General features: G+C 40.8%; 19 protein-coding genes. All 19 read left to right on the top strand.

What is annotated here, in order from left to right; all coding sequences use genetic code 11:
* The first annotated feature begins 34 nt into the window (after window positions 1-34).
* Complete coding sequence (locus tag HMPREF9163_RS01620) at window positions 35-817, top strand: polysaccharide biosynthesis/export family protein (protein WP_009439884.1); 783 nt, start codon at window positions 35-37, stop codon at window positions 815-817.
* A gap of 16 nt (window positions 818-833) precedes the next feature.
* Window positions 834-2,174 (top strand): GumC family protein, encoded by a 1,341-nt coding sequence (locus HMPREF9163_RS01615; protein ID WP_009439883.1) that lies wholly within the window; start codon window positions 834-836, stop codon window positions 2,172-2,174.
* Window positions 2,175-2,188: 14 nt separating this feature from the next.
* Window positions 2,189-3,574, top strand: coding sequence for a sugar transferase (locus tag HMPREF9163_RS01610; RefSeq protein WP_071606072.1), 1,386 nt, complete (start codon window positions 2,189-2,191; stop codon window positions 3,572-3,574).
* 57 nt (window positions 3,575-3,631) lie between these two features.
* Window positions 3,632-4,837, top strand: coding sequence for a glycosyltransferase (locus tag HMPREF9163_RS01605; protein WP_083475854.1), 1,206 nt, complete (start codon window positions 3,632-3,634; stop codon window positions 4,835-4,837).
* A gap of 30 nt (window positions 4,838-4,867) precedes the next feature.
* Window positions 4,868-6,145 (top strand): lipopolysaccharide biosynthesis protein, encoded by a 1,278-nt coding sequence (locus HMPREF9163_RS01600; protein ID WP_198142760.1) that lies wholly within the window; start codon window positions 4,868-4,870, stop codon window positions 6,143-6,145.
* Window positions 6,146-6,169: 24 nt separating this feature from the next.
* Entirely contained in the window at window positions 6,170-6,985 is an 816-nt protein-coding gene (locus HMPREF9163_RS01595; protein ID WP_009439879.1) for a glycosyltransferase family 2 protein, read from the top strand.
* A gap of 20 nt (window positions 6,986-7,005) precedes the next feature.
* On the top strand, window positions 7,006-8,349 hold the full coding sequence (locus tag HMPREF9163_RS01590) for a hypothetical protein (protein WP_009439878.1): 1,344 nt from the start codon (window positions 7,006-7,008) through the stop codon (window positions 8,347-8,349).
* The gene (locus HMPREF9163_RS01585) at window positions 8,346-9,353 is read left to right on the top strand and encodes a glycosyltransferase (RefSeq protein WP_083475853.1); all 1,008 of its coding nucleotides are present in this window, start codon (window positions 8,346-8,348) and stop codon (window positions 9,351-9,353) included. The genes HMPREF9163_RS01590 and HMPREF9163_RS01585 overlap by 4 nt, the downstream gene beginning before the upstream one ends.
* A 29-nt stretch (window positions 9,354-9,382) precedes the next feature.
* On the top strand, window positions 9,383-10,459 hold the full coding sequence (locus tag HMPREF9163_RS01580) for a glycosyltransferase (protein ID WP_157049404.1): 1,077 nt from the start codon (window positions 9,383-9,385) through the stop codon (window positions 10,457-10,459).
* An 18-nt stretch (window positions 10,460-10,477) separates the two neighbouring features.
* A complete protein-coding gene (gene gmd / locus HMPREF9163_RS01575; protein ID WP_009439874.1) occupies window positions 10,478-11,494 on the top strand; it encodes a GDP-mannose 4,6-dehydratase in 1,017 nt (338 codons plus the stop codon).
* 2 nt (window positions 11,495-11,496) lie between these two features.
* The gene (locus HMPREF9163_RS01570; RefSeq protein WP_009439873.1) at window positions 11,497-12,597 is read left to right on the top strand and encodes a DegT/DnrJ/EryC1/StrS aminotransferase family protein; all 1,101 of its coding nucleotides are present in this window, start codon (window positions 11,497-11,499) and stop codon (window positions 12,595-12,597) included.
* A gap of 13 nt (window positions 12,598-12,610) precedes the next feature.
* Window positions 12,611-13,534: an NAD-dependent epimerase/dehydratase family protein gene (locus HMPREF9163_RS01565; RefSeq protein ID WP_037345653.1), complete on the top strand. Its 924-nt coding sequence runs from the start codon at window positions 12,611-12,613 to the stop codon at window positions 13,532-13,534.
* Between the two features lie 57 nt (window positions 13,535-13,591).
* Entirely contained in the window at window positions 13,592-14,155 is a 564-nt protein-coding gene (locus HMPREF9163_RS11610) for an acyltransferase (protein WP_009439871.1), read from the top strand.
* Window positions 14,156-14,173: 18 nt separating this feature from the next.
* Window positions 14,174-14,398, top strand: a complete 225-nt coding sequence (locus tag HMPREF9163_RS01560) for an acyl carrier protein (protein ID WP_009439869.1) — start codon at window positions 14,174-14,176, stop codon at window positions 14,396-14,398.
* Window positions 14,391-15,632, top strand: coding sequence for a fatty acid--CoA ligase family protein (locus HMPREF9163_RS01555; protein ID WP_009439867.1), 1,242 nt, complete (start codon window positions 14,391-14,393; stop codon window positions 15,630-15,632). The genes HMPREF9163_RS01560 and HMPREF9163_RS01555 overlap by 8 nt, the downstream gene beginning before the upstream one ends.
* On the top strand, window positions 15,629-16,360 hold the full coding sequence (locus tag HMPREF9163_RS01550) for an SDR family NAD(P)-dependent oxidoreductase (RefSeq protein ID WP_009439866.1): 732 nt from the start codon (window positions 15,629-15,631) through the stop codon (window positions 16,358-16,360). The genes HMPREF9163_RS01555 and HMPREF9163_RS01550 overlap by 4 nt, the downstream gene beginning before the upstream one ends.
* A gap of 66 nt (window positions 16,361-16,426) precedes the next feature.
* On the top strand, window positions 16,427-17,221 hold the full coding sequence (locus HMPREF9163_RS12020; protein WP_009439865.1) for a ComEC/Rec2 family competence protein: 795 nt from the start codon (window positions 16,427-16,429) through the stop codon (window positions 17,219-17,221).
* Between the two features lie 36 nt (window positions 17,222-17,257).
* Complete coding sequence (locus HMPREF9163_RS01545) at window positions 17,258-17,929, top strand: hypothetical protein (RefSeq protein ID WP_009439864.1); 672 nt, start codon at window positions 17,258-17,260, stop codon at window positions 17,927-17,929.
* A 749-nt stretch (window positions 17,930-18,678) separates the two neighbouring features.
* Window positions 18,679-19,599: hypothetical protein (locus HMPREF9163_RS01540; RefSeq protein ID WP_198142759.1), on the top strand; the 921-nt coding region annotated here is incomplete at its 3' end.

Raw genomic sequence — 19,599 nt, 5'->3', positions numbered from 1 at the left:
ACTAGGTTCTCATAGGAAAAGGAGTCAGACGCTCATGATATGGAAGAAAAGTCTTGCAGCTATTAGTGCGGTTACGATTGCAGGCTGCGTCGGGATTATGGCACCGTCTGTGTATGCGGCGGTGGACTCCTCTGAAAAAATGGATGTGCCGAGCAATATGCCTTATCGCGTCGTCGAAGGCGGCGACTTTCAGATCGCGACCCTGAAGGGAGATCGTCTCCTAGATACCTATCGTTTGACGAAATATGATGTGCTTGATATTCAGATCGTCGGTTTCTCCAGTTTTGAGTCGAGCGATTCTGCAAAGACGAATGGGCTGAATAATGTTGTGATCGGACCCGATGGCTATGTCCAGCTGCCCTATGCCGGTTCGGTCAAACTTGCCGGACTCACACTGGATGAGGCCAAAGAAGTTGTTTCTGAGAGGTTGCGCCACTATCTGCGCTTTCCAGACTTGTCAATCCTCGTCAAGAGTTATGGTGAACGTAAGATCTATGTGATGGGGGAGGTTCAACAGCCAGGAATACATGAGCTGAAGGTAGACACATTGAACGCCTATGCAGCAATCTCTTCGGCAGGTGGCTTTACAAAGCGTGGACGCAGTACAAAGGTGCAAGTGCTCCGTGTCGATGGCGATACCATGTATTATAAGCAGATCAACATCAAAAACTATATCAAGAAACATGATCTCACACAGAATGTCGCACTACAGGACGGCGACATTGTGTACGTACCACGCTCTGATGGGATCAAATTTAATGAAGATATCCTGCCGTATATCAATGTATGGGCGACGTATAAGGCGCTGACAGACTGAGGGAGAGGAATAGATCATGGAACACAATGAAGACACGATTGACCTCTCTCGCCTGTTTCGAGTAATGGGAGATCATAAACCTGTGATCCTTGGCATCGTTGGAATTTGCACCGTCGTAGCCCTTGTGATTTCGCTTGTTCTGCCGAAACAGTATGAGTCCACAACCCTCGTTCAGACCAGAACAGCTACAAAAGTTGATATTTCAGGTGCAGCTGCCGCGATGGCTGCACTTGGCGTAGGTGGGGGAAGCGTTTCCTCGCCAACGATGAACTATATTGAGCTGATGAAGTCCCGTACTGTGCTTGATCCGATCATCGATTCAATGGCATTTGAAGTAGATGAAAAACCAGATGCTAAAGGATTCGCAAAAAAATATTTGGATATAAAAAATACGAAGGGGACGAATCTTATTGAAGTCGCAGCACGCGGAAAAAGTCCTGAGGAAGCACAGCGTATCTCACAAGCTGTGGTAGATAACTTCCTCCTCATGCAGACGGATATGAACCAGCAAACGCAGTCACTGCTTATGAAGTTCCTCGATGATCGCATTGGAACCGCCAAGCATGAGGCTGAGGATGCGGAAGCGAAGCTGGCACAGTTTAGCCGTGAGCATAAACTCTACAGCCCCGACGACCAGGCAAAGGCTGCAATCGAGCAGATGGCGGCGTTTGATAAGGCGATTGGCGAAGTGCAGGTTGCAGAAAAGTCGGCGCAGGCATCCCTCGACGCAGCAAACGAAAAGCTTGGCGAGCAGAAATCCGCGAGCAGGGCGTATCATATCTCAGACAATACGACCGTACAAAAGATTCGCGACCAGATCGTTGCCAAGCGTGTCGAGCTTGTCGGACTTGAGCAGAAGTATACGGAACTTCATCCGAGTGTTCAGCAGGCGCGTAAGGAGCTTGAGCAACTGCAAAATAGCCTTGATGTAGAGGTGCTCGCGACAGTTGAGTCCAATGCGACAACATTGAACCCAACACAATCGCAGCTTCTCAGCAACCGTGCGCTTGCTGCGGTCAACCTTGCTGTTGCAACGGCAAGTGAGAGTGCTCTGGAAAAGCAGCAGGCGAAGAAGGAAGAGGAGCTTGGTACATTTCCGGATGATGTCATGGAGTATATGCGCCTCAGCCGCGATTCGAAAGTTAAAAATGAGGTTTATCTGAACCTTGTCAAACAGTATGAACAGAACAAGATTCAAGCCGCGATGGAGAGCATGGACATCCAGATTATTGACGCAGCGAATTTGCCGGATAAGCCGGTCTGGCCCAAAAAATTACTCTTCTTATTGATTGGCGCAGTAACTGGTTGTGTTGTTAGTTGCATCTATCTGGCGAGTAAATATAAACGGTGTGTTTAGATTGAGGTGTTGGCATGAAAAACAATAGACCACTATTGATGGGGAAGTTTTCTCTTGTCATAGGGGATGTTGTAGCGATACTTGTATCTTGCTGCATTGCGGATATTTTTTCTGCCAAAACCGATGTATTTCGATTTGAGTTGATCCCATACATACAAACAGTATTTATCCTGCTTGCATGTGTGGGTATAAGTTTTAATATAAATGATTTATATACCGTGCTGTATAAAAGATTTGCTGAGATATTGTTAGCTCTACTTGTTTCGTTGATGCAGTCCGCAGTAGCAGCATATGTGTTTTTGGTGATTACAACAAACAGGGCGACATGGGGGGGGTACATTGCTTTATTTACAGCAAGCGTATTCTGTATTATGCTCTTTTTGCGATATGTTGTATGGGCTTTTTGGAAAAAACATCAAAATAAAAGAAATGCCTTTGTTATTGGCACAGACGACGAGTGCCTTCGGGTATACAATAAAATTGCGAGATATCCTCATTTGGGGATTGAACTAAAATATATTGCTGAGAATTTGGTTGAAACACATGAGTGGCGACAGGTAGCCCTACAGTCGGATATTATATTTGCTGGCACTCAACTTAATGTTTCTGAAAAAGAGCAAATCCTTCTCTTTGCCAATACACATGGAAAAGAACTAAGGTTTATACCGAGTATATATGATGTGGCATGTAATCAGTCGCTTTTAACTCGGATCGATGATATACCACTTCTTCGCCCCAAAGACTTCTTTTTGACTGCGGAAAAACGTGTTCTCAAACGGGGACTTGATATTCTGTTATCATTTATTGCAGCGATTTTTTTTCTTCCTCTGATGACTTTGTCCGCAGTACTGGTTAAGACGACTTCGAAAGGCGATATATTATATAGTCAGGTTCGTGTTGGGAAAAACGAGAAAACATTCAAGGTTTATAAATTTCGTACGATGACGATGGATGCGGAAAAATGTTCAGGACCGGTCATGGCGCATGAAAATGACCCAAGAATTACATCAGCAGGGAAGTTCCTCCGCATGACAAGACTTGATGAACTGCCGCAAATATGGAATGTTCTTGTAGGCGATATGAGTTTAGTTGGGCCTAGACCGGAGCGTCCTGTATTTGTGAAAGAGTTTAACAAAATGTTGCCCGCCTATCATTATCGTCATAATGTAAAGCCTGGGATCACAGGATTCGCGCAGATTTTTGGCAAGTATAATACGACTGCATCGGATAAACTTGTTTATGATTTGATGTATATTCAAAACTGCGGTCTCAAACAAGATCTTGTTCTCATCCTGCAGACCATTCGAATTTTGTTTACGAAGAGTTCAACAGAAGGTTATAGTGTGAGTGAGGACGAGACTGATTTGAATAGATATAGAGTGGGGAATATTTCGCAATAGAAGTGCCTCTGGCGATTGTTGGAAATCTGTTTTAACTGTGTTACGGGAGGGGTATCGTTGAAACTACTTTTTATTGCACCAAGATTTCCATATCCCCCTCAAAAAGGTGATCAACTAACGATTTTTCGTAGACTAAAAGTGCTCGCTGATCGGCATGAGATTACATTGCTGAGCTTTGTTGAACAGCAGCCATCTCCAGAGGATATGAAGTATGTTGGCGTGTTGTGCAGAGGCGGTGTATTTACGGTTCCTTTTAGTCGTACAACGGCTATGCTCCATTTAATTAAAGGTGCATGTTTTTCGTCTCTACCATTACAGTCCTTACTCTATCAGTCAAATGAGTTTCGGTTTATGTTAGATGATTTACTGCAAAAAAATACATATGATGTAGTCCATTTCTTCTTAATCCGAATGGCACCCTATGTTTCTTTGGTGAAAAAATATAATATACCAGCTGTCTTGGATATGGTTGACTCGATGACCCTCAATATTCAAAGACGGATACCTTTTGAAAAGGGGGTTTTACGATGGGGGTTAAAGTATGAGGGAAAGAGAGTTGAACGTTATGAACGCAATGTTTATCATGATTTTCACAAACTCATTGTATGTGCCAAGAAAGATTTAGAATATATCTCAGGTAAAAATATATCTATTATCCCGTCGGCCGTAATGGCCGAGGAGTTCTTTCCTCGATTGAATATGCGAAAGGAAAACACTTTTGTCTTTTCAGGAAACTTGTCCTATCCGCCAAATATTCATGCGGTGTTATGGTTCATTGAGCAAGTGTATCCTTTGTTAAAAGGGGAAAATATTACATTTCGCGTTAATATAATAGGTAGGCGTCCGGCGGAAGAGATTAAGAAAACTGTTTGTGGCAAAGATGAGATACATTTAGTAGGCAAGGTCAACTCTATGGCAGAGGCGCTCAATGAAGCTTCTTTTGCGATTGCGCCGATGCAGTCAGGCTCCGGGATGCAAGGCAAAATCCTGGAAGCTATGGCATGCGGCTTGCCTGTAGTGACGACCTCTTTGGGGCAGGGAAGTATTGAAGCGACGCCTGCCCAAGGACTCTTTGTAGCAGATACTCCAGAGGAGTTCTCGAGCATTATTATAGAACTCCTCAGAGATGAAAAGAAGTGTAGGGATACAGGGGGGGCTGCGAGAGATTTTATTTTACATAATCATGAAGTGTCTCTTTCTCTTCCAGTTTTGGAGAGTATCTATCGGACAGCTGTTGAAACATCTAATATTGATTATGTTTAAAGGAAGGTATTTTTACATAGGATGCGCAAGGTGTTCTTGAAAAATAGTATATGGATGGCTTTTGATTACGCCACCAACCTAATTACTCAAGTGCTTCTCATTAGAACCATCATTCAGCATCTTGGCGTTGAGGGGTATGGTTTTTACTCTTTCTTTATGGGGCTATACAGTTCGTTTGGTCTCATGGACTTTGGCATGGGGCTTGCGCTTTCAAAGTATCTTTGCGAATATCTTGCAAACAAGGAAATCCATTTATGTAATCAAGTCCTGACACTGGGGATCCTTTTCTATGTGTCGATTGGAGGGGGGCTTACGATATGTGCGTTTCTTTTCCGTGGAGAGATTGTTTCTCTCCTTGGCTTTCAAGGGCAATATTATACATATGGCATAGAGGTTATCCTTCTTCTTTCTGTTGCTTTGATATTTTCTCTACTAAATACAGTTGCCGTCAATCTTTTAATGGCATATGAAGCTTGGATGTCTTGCTCCGTCGTAGGAATTGTGTTTAAGTTTTCTACATTGGTGATGGTACTTGCAGTGTTCTTTTATGACCTTGCTTTTCCTCAAATCGCCATCTTTTATGGGATTCTTCTTTTGACCATGCTTCGTACTCTTTGTACCTTTTATATTTGTACGCGGCGTTATGATGGATTTTCCTTCTGTATGCCGGAAAAAAATTTGTTTCACAAAATTTTCTCTTTCTTACGATCCTCAAGCGCCCAATTCCTCCTCACGTTGCTAGCGGGACAAGCAGATAAATTAATCGTCAATAGATTCTTTGGACTAGAGATATTGGGAATATATAATTTCTGTTTTACGGTGTTTAACTATTTGTTTGGGTTTCTAGCAACTCTAGCAAAAATGGTTTTTCCTAGAATTTCCCGCCTCCACGCCACAGGAAATGAAGCAGATCTGCTTAAAGTTTTTTGGCGCTTCAATTATCTTGTTGCAGGCATTCATGTGGTATTAGCAGGAGGAGTACTTGCTCTGTGGGATATTCTCGTCACATGGTATGTCAATGCGGAGTTTGCGGGTCAAACATGGACGGCTATTCTGATCTTTATGGCCTATATGGTTCTCAAGAGTCCGGAGATTCCATTGTATTATTTCTATAATGCTACCGCACAGCCAAATATTTTGCTTAGAAATACGGTTCTCATTTATCTAATTATGTTTGGTGGATATATTGCTTTGATAGAATCTTGTGGAATTTATGGACTCATTATTTCTGCAGCAGTATCGAGTATAATTGTTTCTCTCTGGAATTGGTATGCTATCCATAAAAGGTGGATACAATTTTGTGCTTAGGAAGGAAGATCAAAGGAGCTTTCTATGAAGATAAGTGTGATTACGGTTTCCTATAATAGTGAGGCGACAATTGAACAGACCATACAGAGCGTCTTGCGCCAAAGGGAATATTGTGATTTGGAATACATCATCATAGATGGTGCATCTACAGATCGAACAATGGAGATTGTCAAGAAGTATGAGCCAGAGATAGATGTTCTGATTAGTGAACCAGACGATGGTATATGTGATGCCTTTAATAAAGGTATAAAAATTGCAACAGGAAAAGTTATCGCAATTCTAAACTCTGACGATTGGTATCAGGATGATACCATAAAAATCGTGATAGATGCAATTTCAAAATATCCAAATGCAGGACTTTTTTTTGGTGACCAATACTATTCTGATGTGAATGGAAACATTATACTTAAAATGACTGGTGATCCAGAATATGAGAAGTATTTATGGCAGGGGCTGATGAAAGTCCCCCCTGTTGCGTGGTTTATCAAAAAAGAAGTTTATGAGAGATGTGGCGTATTTGACCCTTCCTATAAGACGGCAATGGACTTCGAGTTGCTATTACGCTTTTCTGTCCAGGGTGTCAAGGGCGTATACATACCGGCTGTTTTTGGCACGATGCGATACGGAGGAGAATCTGACCAGAATTATATCGGTGGGTATAGAGAAGTTTTGAGAGCCATCAAAAAATATGGGGGGAATACCTCCTTGGTAAAATTAAGGATGTCCTTATGGATACTTCGCAGTGAAACACGTAGATTCTTGGAGCGTATAGGTCTTCGAGGTCTCGTGAGTTGTTTAAGAAAAAATATTGCATCTCGAAAAAATCTTAAACAGATGTAAACTCTAAGGAGGGTAGATCAATGGAATGGCTTTATTTCTTGGCAGGAGTAGAGAATGATCTTTCTTCCTATTTTGTTGTATTGGGAATCACACTTTTTATTTATATTATCGCATATCATCGCTACATAAGGAATGTTTTTGATCCTCTTTTTGTGATTGTTGCACAATTTATATTCGCTGCATCTGTTGTCGTCTTTATGTATATAAACAATATACTTGCAGAGGATGAACTGTTTTATGCTTTTGTTAGTACAGAGACTGCATTCTTTCTGGGATTTGTTCTATCAAGCAAAAAAGGGCGCTTAGCACCGCAGGTTATTTCTATAGTAAATACTATTCCGATATTCAACACTCCAAAAGTGGTAGTATACTATTTTTATGGCACCCTTTTTGTGCTTGAAAGGATAATAACATACCTTTCTTTTGGGCTTCCTATATTCTCACAAGGAACACATGCAGCTTTTTATCAAGGATATGGCAAGGTCTTGCAGGGGGTAGAGTTGGCGATTCTTCCCATATTACTAGTTCTTTTATTAGAACGGTATCTTTCACCGAATGTTTCCCGTGGTATATTGGGAAAAATTAGTGATACTGGATTGGTTTTTTTTATTCTCTTTGCATTATTGACGACGGGTGCGAAGTCTTCTTTGTTCATTGTGATGTTCTCACTTTTTTTCTATACCTTATATGTAAAAAAAACATATTCTACAGAAGATGCGAATATTGTATTTCGTCGTATTAAAACATGGTATATTGGCATATTTGCACTTGTTGTTGGGGGCGCAATTTTTACATTGTTTTTGGAGGAAAACAGTGATACCGAGACGGTATTGTTGACGCTTGTCATTCGTTTAGTTGCGTCGGGAGACGTTTTTGCATACTTCTTTCAAGCGCATCCCGGACAGTATGTGGGACTTGGCGGTGGTGTAGTAGGCCTTTTTCTTAGTCTTTTCGGTTCTATTTTTGATAAACTGGGGTTATTGTCAAGTGCAAATAACTCTATTATAGAGGAGCTCTATTGGCAATTTCTCCATGTTTTTCCAGGCAGTGGGCAAGGTCCTAATATGCGCTTTGATTTGTTTGGATTGATTTTCTTTGGCTATATAGGTGCCTGTATATATGCGTTCTTTTTAGGCTTTCTATCGGGAATTACGAGAGCTGTCATGATGGAAAGAAGGAATGTGAATGTATTTTTGTTTGTTCTTTCTGCACTGGTGTATTATTATAGCTTAATGTTTACGATTGATCTTGTGTTATTTTTTAACTATCTCTGGAAAGTGATCCTGTTCAACCTCGTCTTCTTTGCTACCCTTTGGTTGCTATTTGGGAAAAAACGTAAGTGTTTGACAGAGGAGAAAATATGATGAAGAAAATATATGTGGATACATTTCAAACAGCAACTAGATATAAGGGTACAGCAGTGTCTAAGCTTGTTAATAGGACAATTCATGAACTACAGTTGCGCAGCGATGTAAATATTTCTTGTGTAGGAGAACATACAGAAAACCGCCATTGGCATATGCTGGTTCGTTTACTGCTTAGCTTCAAATACAATGTATTGGTTGTATCTAATCCGAACACCTTGATCCCCCCGTGGAAGGGATATATAACATTTCATGATGTGATTCCCTACGAGCAGGCAACTGGTTGGAAGAAAAAAATCTTTTACCTGCAATATCGATTATGGATGATAAGCGCAAATAAGATTTATACGTTTTCAAGAGAAGTAAAAGAAAAGTTAGAAAACATTTTAGGCGGGAAAAGTGATAAGATTAAAATAGTTCCGTTTCACCTCCATGATGCGTATATTTCTCTTGCAGAGAGAGGACAGGGTGTACATAAGAAGAATTATGTATTAGGGTTTGGCACAGGGGAACCACGAAAAAACTTACAGAGAACCCTATTTCTCTTTTCTATAATTCATTCATTAAAACCTGATATGGAGCTATATTTATTTGGTAATAGTTGGGCAGGAAAGGGATACGAACTAGTAGATGAACTTCTATCGGAATATCCATTACAAAATCGTGTAAAACACTTACATAAGGTTTCTCTTGATGAGTTGATAAACCTGTATAGCGAGGCACAGTTGTTTTTGTTTCCAAGTCTTTCAGAGGGGGTAGGAGCTCCGCCTTTTGAGGCTGTTGCATCTGGAACTAAGGTAATATTATCCGATATTGATATATTTAAGGAGTTGTTTTCAGACTATAAAAACGCCTTTTTTATAAAATTAGATGACTCTAGTGAAGATAGATCGATCCTAGCAAGAGCTTTGTTGGAACCCTTTGACAATGAAGATTATATACAAATAAAGAAACATAAGTTGAAATATAGCGTAGATATCATAGCAGAAGATATATTGTGCTAAATCTAAGATTGTGACAGAGGTGGATTGTTGTGCATATCTGTATCGACGGAAGAGTTTTAGAAGGCTCGCCGCGTGGTATGGGGCTAACCTTAAAAGCTTTTCTGGAGACTCTTGGAGAGATTGATCAGGAGAATAAATATACAATACTAACAAATGATCGATCACAAATTCATGCCCGCTTTTCCAGTAATTTTGTATTTCGCGAAATATATATTCCAAGAGGTATCGGTGATGCGTTCGTATTGCCCTATTACATTAACCATATAAATCCGGATATTGCATATTTTCCAGAAAACATAGTGGTTCCATTTATAAAGAAAAATATAAAAGTGGTCGTTACAATACATGACTTAATGTTCTTTACAGAACATCAGAGACTATTTAGCCGGCAGTGGTTTGGAGCAATTTATCGCCAGCTGGGATGTTATATTGCCTTTAGAAGAGCGGACTGTATTCATGCGTATACGAACTACATTGCAAATATGCTCAAAGAGCATACGAAAAAGGAAACAACGAAGTTTTTGGTCTTAACCCATGGTGTGCCACGACATGAGAATATAGAGGACAATAAATTCGGAGATCTACAGGAGAAGCAGTTCTTTTATACGATCTCAGGGGATACACCAAATAAAGCATTTCCTTTTTTGATAGAATCGTATAAATCGTATCGAAAAAAAAGCCAGAACCCTTTGGATTTGTGGGTTACTGGTGTAAAAGATCGGATACAAGAAGATGGGGTGTTTTATACCGATTATATTAGTGAAGGTGAAAAGCAATTTTTATTGCGAAATTGTCGTTCCTTCATCTTCTTGTCCAAAGACGAAGGTTTTGGCATGCCGCCACTAGAAGCTCTGTATTTACAGACAAGATCACTGCTGACCGATATACCAGTTTTGAGAGAACTATATGGTGATGTAGCTGATTTTGTCAAATTTGGAGATGTGGAGGGAACGTCACTGGAACTCCTTAAGCTGGAAAAAAACCAAAAAAAAGTGTTTTCCGATGAAGTATGGTTGGATCAATTCTCTTGGGAACATATTGCAAAACAATTTTTACAGGAAATGGGGGCTTTAGCAAAGGGTGGATTATCAGAAGGAGCAATATAAAATCAGGAGGTATATAGAATGAAGAAGGCATTTATTACAGGATTAACAGGTCAGGATGGCTCGTATCTTGCAGAGCTTCTCTTAGAAAAAGGATATGAGGTGCATGGTATTATTCGGCGTGCGAGTGTGTTTAATACAGCTCGTATTGAGCACCTGATGAAGGATATCCATATCTACTACGGTGATATGGTTGATTCTTCCAACCTCAATCGCTTGATTGAAAAAATTCAGCCGGATGAAATCTACAATTTGGCTGCACAATCCCATGTGCAGGTATCTTTTGATGTGCCAGAGTTTACCGCTGATGTAGATGGCATCGGTACACTTCGTATTCTCGATGCGATTCGTGAATTACGCAGCAATATCCGTTTTTATCAGGCATCGACCAGTGAGCTTTTTGGCGGACTTCCTGAGACGGCTCCGCAGAGTGAGAAGACCCCGTTTTACCCGAAGAGTCCGTATGGGGCTGCGAAGCTGTACGCATATTGGATCACAGTGAACTTCAGGGAGTCCTACGATTTGTATGCGTGTAACGGAATACTGTTCAATCATGAATCTCCGCGTAGAGGTGCTACCTTTGTCACCAAGAAAATCACTCGTGCCATAGCCAATATCATACATGGAAATCAAAAGACGTTACAGTTAGGAAATTTGGATGCAAAGCGTGATTGGGGCTATGCAAAAGACTATGTTGAAGCGATGTGGTTGATGCTTCAGCAGGAAAAGGCTGAGGATTTTGTGATTGCAACAGGGGAAACACATTCGGTTAGAGCGTTTGTTGAAGCCGGATTTAAATACGCAGGCATTGACATTGAATGGGTTGGCACAGGAATTGAAGAGCGGGGAATCAATAAGGCCACTTCAGAAACTCTGGTAGAGGTTAACCCAAAGTATTTCCGTCCGGCAGAGGTTGAGTTACTGTGGGGCGATGCGACTAAGGCGAAAGAGAAACTCGGATGGGTACCAAAAACCAAGTTCGAGGATCTGGTTTCAATTATGATGGAATATGATTTAGAGAATGAAAAGAGGCGTTGATCATGATTGGAATGTTTGCTACCTATGTAGATCCATCGGCACGAGAAAGTGTTAGTGCAGTTTTAGACTCTACGTTTTTGAGCGAGGGAGTCAAAGTCAGGGCGTTTGAAGATGCTCTGACTCAAAAATTTGACATTCCTCGACCGATTGCACTCAATAGCGGATCGACTGCACTGGAACTCGCGTTGGAACTCGCTGGTATCGCTCCTGGTGATGAGGTGATCACATCGCCACAGACATTTATTGCTACAGGGATTGCAATCCTGCGCCAAGGGGCTGTTCCCGTATTTGCGGACATAGAATATGACACGGGCAATATAGATCCAGATAGTGTGCAGAAGAAGATTACGCCAAAAACGAAAGCTATACTTCCGATACATTGGGGCGGGTATCCTTGTGATATGGATCGCTTGTCTGCTATTGCGAAAGGACATGGCCTTAAGGTTATCGAAGATGCTGCACATGCCTTGGGAGCCAGTTATCATGGCAAATCCATTGGAGCTATTTCAGACTTCACTTGTTTTTCATTTCAGGCAATTAAGCACGTGACAACCGGTGACGGTGGTGCGGTTTGTTGTTTGTCTGCTGCAGATGAACAAGAAGGCATGAAAAAGAGATGGTTTGGTATAGATCGTGCACATTCACCAATGTCAATCTTGGGAGAGCGTGAATATGATTTAAAAGATCCCGGCTTTAAGTTTCACATGAACGATTATGCTGCTGCTCTTGGCTTGGCGAACTTGAAGAATCTTGATGAACGCATGAAACGTCGGCGTATGATTTCATCTAAATATCGAGAGGCTTTCAAGAACGTTTACGGGATCACATTATGGAGGCAGGAAGAGCATTGCATGTCTGCAAATTGGCTGTTTGGCTTCCATGTAGAACGTAGGGAGGACTTTATACGTGCTATGGCATCTCGTGGGATTACCGCCTCAGTTGTACATTTACGTATTGACGCCAATAGCTGCTTTGGTGGAATACGAAAAGACCTGCCAGTGCAAGATCGGTTTAATAATACGCAGATTCATATACCTCTCCATGATATGCTTTCAGATGATGAAGTCGGACAAATTATCGACAGTGTGACAGCTGGATGGTAATAGGAGAAACGATATGAAAGTTTTAGTATTGGGCGCTACAGGTTTCGTTGGAAAGAATGTTTGTGATGATCTCTCTGCCGTCGGATTAACTGTTGTGAAAGCCCCTCCGCGCAAGACCTGTGATTTGCGTGACATGGATTCTACAATAGCATTACTTAATAAGGCACAGCCAGATTACCTTGTTAATTGTGCGGCACAAGTTGGAAGTCTCAACTATGTAACAAATCATGCTGGTGAAGTCATTACAAACAACGCCAGAATGATTTTGAATATTTATGAGGCGATAAAGAACCTTTCATTATCTACAAGAGTGATCAGCCTCGTGGCGAACTGCGCTTATCCTGCAACAACCATGGAGGCATTCAAAGAAGATGAGTGGCAAAATGGACCAGTTCATTCTTCTGTTTTTGCATACGGTTCTGTTCGTCGTTTTACATGGGCTGTTAGTAAATGCTATGAGATGCAGTACGGCACTGAGACAATAACTCTCCTTGTCCCCAATATGTATGGACCGGGGGACTCAACAGATCCGGATAAAGCACATGCGTTAAATGCGCTGATTTCGAAATTTCTCCGTGCGAAACGAAATGGGGAAAAAAGCGTTTCTGTATGGGGAACTGGAGCGCCTGTACGTGAGTGGCTTTATGTCAAGGATTTCTCCCGTATTGTTGTACATATTGTTCGGGAGGGGAGTGATTTCAGTGAACCTGTGAATATTGCACAAAATTATGGGGTGAGTATAAAGGATTTAGTGGAACTCATTCGATACAATACAGGCTTTGCAGGTGATGTTGTCTATGATACCACAAAGGCGGATGGTGCACCCAAAAAAGTGATGGACGATAAACGATTCAAAGACGTTTTTCCGTCGTTTAAATTTACTCCGTTTGAGGTCGGAATTCCTGAGACGATACAATACTATAGGAAATTCTTATAATAACCTCGTGGAAAGATACACTTTCTTTTCCTAGGGAACGCTGCTGGGGAGGGCTATATGAGCTATACGGATCTTGATTATAAATTCAAGAGAATAGGAAAAAACGTTCAAATTGGTAGAAATGTATATTTTCGTTACCCCTCCGAGGTGGAAATTGGTGATAATGTTGTCATTGATGAATTTTGTTATTTTACAACGAGTGTTTCTATTGGCAACCATTGCCATATAGCACCGTCATGTTCTATTATAGGTGGACGAGATGCAAAGTTTGTTATGGAAGACTTTTGTGGAATGGCGGCCGGTGTTCGGATCGTTTGTGGGTCAGATGACTATCTTGAAGGTCTTACAAATGTGACGATACCTACACAGTTTCATCCAAATACAATTATTGGTGAAGTTGTTATGAGAAGACATTCCATCATAGGGACGAACTCTGTTGTGATGCCTAATGTCACTCTCGAAGAGGGGACTGCGATCGGTGCAATGTCTGTTGTTATGAAATCTACTATGCCGTGGAGATTACATATTGGCAATCCTGCAAAGCCTCTGCTCCCTCGTAATCGAAAATCTATTGAAGAAGGGGAACGGAAGTTTTTACAGTGGTGGAAAGAACATCAGTGAACTAAGGGAGGTAGCAAGATGAATCAAAAGTTGAAGGAAATTATCAAGGGGATTCTAGAAAAAAAGGAGAAAAACCTTGGGGAAGATGTGGATCTGTCTATGTCTTTACGAAAGGATTTAGGGTTCGACTCCTTTGATTTGGCAGAACTAACCGTATTGGTAGAAGATGAGTTCGGCATTGATATCTTTGCAGATGGGCTTGTTGACACCATCCAAGAAGTAGAGGCTAAACTCCATGGCTGATGTATTCCTGATTGATACCGAAGCAAATAAAATCTACTCATACCAATCTCTACTAAAGGATATCGGAACAGTGAAAGAGATTCCTGCTTTCTTACGTATCGATAATCTCTATACTTTTTATTGTACATTGCTTGCAAGTGTCTTGCATAACGTCGCAATTGAAGTGTTGGATGCAGACTTATCCTTGGATGAACTGCATCGCATAGAAATTAGTGATGATATGCTAAACCAAAAGCAAGAAGTGCCTGTCATCGATAATATCACGTCGGATTCGCTCATCCAAAACTTACTCAAAAATGAGACATGGACTCTTACGCTTTATACGTCGGGGACGACCGGACGCCCCAAAAAGGTTTATCATACGTTGAAAACGTTGACACGTACAGTAAAGCGTTCCCCCAAGCTGGCGGATAAGGTATGGGCGCTTGCCTATAATCCTACGCACTATGCTGGGCTACAGGTTTTTTTGCAGGCACTGTGCAATCTGAATCCTGTGGTCTATGTATTTGGGCAGCCTGTCCATCATGTGCCAGAATTATTGAGAGAACATCGTGTAACAAATTTGTCAGCGACTCCAAGTTATTATAAGATGTTTCTGCCACTGGCGGATGTTAATGAGACGATGGAGCGACTCACCTTTGGTGGAGAACAAATGGACGAAACATTGTTACCTGATGTGAAACGTGTATTTCCAAACGCGGAAATACGCAATATCTATGCTTCAACGGAGGCAGGAGCACTCTTTACAAGTGATGGAAACGAATTTTCAATTCCTCTGAAATTGAAGGACAAGATTAGGATCCTTAATACAGGAGAACTGTTGATCTATGCGAGTCTCTTGGGCGGCGGTGTCCCCCTTCAGGATGGTGAGTGGTTTTCGACGGGAGATCTTGTCGAATCTGTTGGAGAAAACCGTTTTTGCTTTATCTCGCGCAAGACAGAGATGATCAACGTCGGAGGTTATAAGGTTAACCCGAATGAAGTGGAGGCGGTAATACGCCAGGTAGATGGTGTTGCAGATGTCCTGGTATCAGGAAAGGAGAACCGATTACTTGGACATGTGCTTCTTGCGCATGTCGTTAAACAGAGAGTCGCTATTGAAGATGTAGTTCTGAAGGAAAAAATTCTTAAGCATCTTGCAGAGAGTCTGCAATCATGGAAATGTCCACGTGTTATCTATTTTGTGGATCATTTGGAATTGTCACGGACGGGAAAAAAGGTGAGACCACAATGAAAAGAACAACTTTAGTGACAGGGGATTCTGGCGGTTTGGGAAGAGCCATTGTTGAAGCCATCCTAGAGTGCGACCCTGAGGTTATTGTTGTGGGGGGGAGTCGCTCTGTAACAAAGAATGTTGAGGAATTACAAGAGCGTTTCGGAGAACGTTTTTTTCATCGTTTTTTGGATCTGAGTCAGCCGGACTCAGTGAAAACATTTTTTAAGGAAATAGCCAAGGATTTTTCCCCTATTACAGGATTGGTGAATAATTCAGGTTTTGCCTATGATGATATCATTACTAATGCAAAGTATGATGATTTGTTGGCGATGTATCAGATCAATGTCCTTTCACCTATTTTGTTGACCCGTGAATTCTTACGAGGTACTCTGCGTCATGGACTCTCGTCCAGTATTGTGAACATTTCTTCGGTTAGTGCACATACCGGCTATAAAGGTCTTTCTATGTATGCCTCGACAAAAGGTGCAATGGAGGCCTTCACCATCGGCTGTGCACGTGAGTGGGGCGAGCGGAATGTTCGCTGTAACTGTGTTGTCCCTGGGTTTATGGATACGAATATGAGTGCAAAACTCACGGAGAATCAAAAAGACCGTATTTATAAGCGGACTTCGATGAAAATGGCAACGCAGGAGTCCTCTGTTGCAGCGATGGTTGCATTTTTGTTGTCGGATAAGGCAATGTCCATTACAGGAGATCGGATTCCTGTAGACTGTGGAACTATTTAGTTCATGATGTATATAACCGTTATGGTTTTTAGTGAGGTGTGAAATGAAGATACATTTCGTACTACTATGATAGACATAAATAATGCACAATCTATTGATAAGGAAACAAAAGAAGAGATTATTCAAGAATGCCCAGGATATAATATTCAGTTAACAAATCCTGTAGAATATATGGAGGGACATAGGATTGATAAATTGTTCCGTTTTGTTATCACACATCCCCATATGGATCATATAAGTGGAATTAATGAAATAGCAAAAAGGTGTCAAAATGTTTGGCTACACCAAAATAGCTTTCCTGCCAATGATGAACTTTCTTCACAACAACGACAAGACTGGAAACAGTATGAATTATGGAGAAAACAAATTGGCATACAATCACAGAGTCCGCGAATTCTGAGCTTGTCATCGGGGGCGTGTAACAGCTATTATAAAGAAGATGGCATTCTTATTCTTTCACCAACAGAAGCTTTAGTAGAACAAGCTATCTCAGAAAATAAGCCTAATATCATGAGTACCGTTTTGTTGATACAGTATGGGAAATGTAAAATATTGTTAGGTGGAGATGCCGAAGCCCCTACATGGGAGTACATTCTGGAAAACTATAAAAGCGAAATATCTAATGTTACTATTTTGAAAGCAGCACATCATGGTAGAAACAGTGGATATTATCAAGAGGCGGTATCGGTAATGAAACCTGAATACACGATTGTGTCTGTGGGAAAGAAACCGGAGCAAGATGCTACTAATAAATACAGGAACTACTCTCGCCATGTCTATTCTACGAGATGGAAGGGGAATATAGTATTTGACTGCCATCGTAATGGTACTGTTTGTTGCAATCCACAATATGATAGATGATATTGTGAAGAAAAAATTCACCGATGGAGACTATATATGGGGAACCTGAAAGACTATCGAGACAAAGAATTAAAAAAATATATTTTCGCAAATTGTATCAGTGTGCTACTTCTTTTGGGTGAATTAAACCTCGATATGTCTGATCACATTGTAGGTATTGAGGGGGTTGGTATAAAGATTACTAACATAGTTGCATTGCTTTCAGTGTTCTATCTATATATAGTGATTTTTGATTCTTTATTATCTGATAAAATAAAGTTTCGCTTAGTATATCTATGGCGGATACTACCAGGCGAGTTCATTTTCGACGATATACGAGAAAATGATGGTGATATACGATTTACACGCTCGAAAGCATTAGAACGGTATAGCGATATTTATTCGGAAATAGAAAAGATCACATGTTTGAAACAAAGGAGAAAGTATGAGAATCAGGAATGGTATCGTATTTTTTCTTCTGTAAAGAATGAGGGAGCTGTTTTTTCTGCGCATCGTGATTATTTAATGTTGCGGGATATGTATGTTGCAACTTGGCTGCTAATGGTAATGGTCGTTTTTCTAGGGACTGTGGAATTTATACCCCTGAATCTAAATGCCTTAGTATTCCTTTTCTTTTTTATTATAATCACAAATGTGTCTGCAACTCATAAGGGCAAGCGATTTGTTTATAATGTAATTGCTTGCGACATTAACAGGGCCGACATTTGAAGTGGTAAACTAAAACTGGACACAGAGGAGGTATCGATATCTGGTGAACAAAGACCGTCCATGGAAATACCAAGCAATGAAAGATGTCATGATGCGGATTCATCCAGAAGGTGAATACAATAATACATATCTACGTGAGAACCCGTATGTTTCAAGTATTTAAGCTAAAACAGCAGGAAGGCGTCCATATTTCGAGTGAACGCACCAGCTATCGTGTGACGGAAGAGATCGGATTAATCCCTCGAAAACCCAATAGTATCATCCAAATAGAGCGGAAGGTACAAATCTCGGATAACCTCTTGCATCGTGGCGTTAAGGTCAATATCTCATTGCCAAAGTGCGGTACTGCATGAAGAACATTAGAGAGTGTGACGGAAAGCTCTATATTTCAGTATCCTTTGACTACTATGAGACCGGTGTACTCGGACTCTCTATAGATACGAACAAGAAGGATTCCCTATGTGTTAGCATGCTCGATACCGCCATGATCTCCTACCTGAACCTCAGAGGAGCAATCCGGCACTCGGATCATAGCAGTCAGTATACCAGTCGGAACGATCAGAAGACGGTTCAATACTATGGTATTCATCGCATGAATCATTTCAGGGAGCGTTACCACCATAACGCACTGAATTTACTTCATAGCTTAAGACAAAGGACCACCTATTACAAGCCGTTAAACCTCAAGGTATGTAGATAAAACATCTGACTTTATAAACCTATGTTGATTACACTCGGGGAGAATTCTTGTGAAAAAATTTGTTAAGAGCCTTTTATTTATAACGAGTTTATTTGTGTTAGTTATTATGGGATATAACTATTCAGTAGATGAATATGGACTCTTTCACGGGGATTATTCCAAACCAAAAGCTGACATACCTGAACGGTTTGTTAAAATGAGATTTTTATTGCAACATCCTGATCAATATAATTCCTTTTGCTTTGGCTCATCTCGCATAGCAAGCATAGATCTTACTCGTATTCGTAATGGGAAAAAATATTATAATATGACGTATGCTGCAGGAATTCCTTCAGAATGGTTGCACGACATAAAACAACTTCTTGCAGGAGGCGTTGTCATAAATCAAATTATTATTGGTGTGGATAATGTTTCTTTTTTATTAGATCCAATAGAAAACGAAAAGAACCCATTGCGTAGACCGTATTATAACTATGATTGGAAAATGTATACTATGTTTTTATTGCAGCGACCAGTTATCTTCTCAACAGATAATAGAAAGTTTCGATACGATATATATAACACTGGAAGAATTTTTCAGGATATCGCAGAAAAAAAGATTGCTGCTAACCCCGAAGGGTATGCTGAAAACCTCCCTCTTTTTATAAGTCCAACTTCTCGCAATCGTATAAGTGATGCGATTGATGAGATTAAAGCAATTAAGACATTTACAGATCAACACGGCATTGAACTTATTGTGTTTATTAACCCTATGAGTAAAGCCGCATATTTAGATATGGATTTTAACCAATTTAATGATTTTAAGTGCCGATTGGCAAATGTCGTTCCGTATTATGATTTTAGTGGATTGAATGAGATTGCTGTAGATAATCACAACTACTATGATACGGTTCATTATCGTCCAGTTGTGGGGGATAAGATTATTGACCGTATCTTTGGAATGGAAGAGAGTTCCTCCCCCCCCCCCCCG

The sequence above is a fragment of the Selenomonas sp. oral taxon 138 str. F0429 genome, assembly GCF_000318175.2.
Lineage (GTDB): Bacteria > Bacillota > Negativicutes > Selenomonadales > Selenomonadaceae > Centipeda > Centipeda timonae.
Note: the sequence above shows the minus strand (reverse complement) of the source record. Positions and strands in the feature narration are given on the sequence as shown.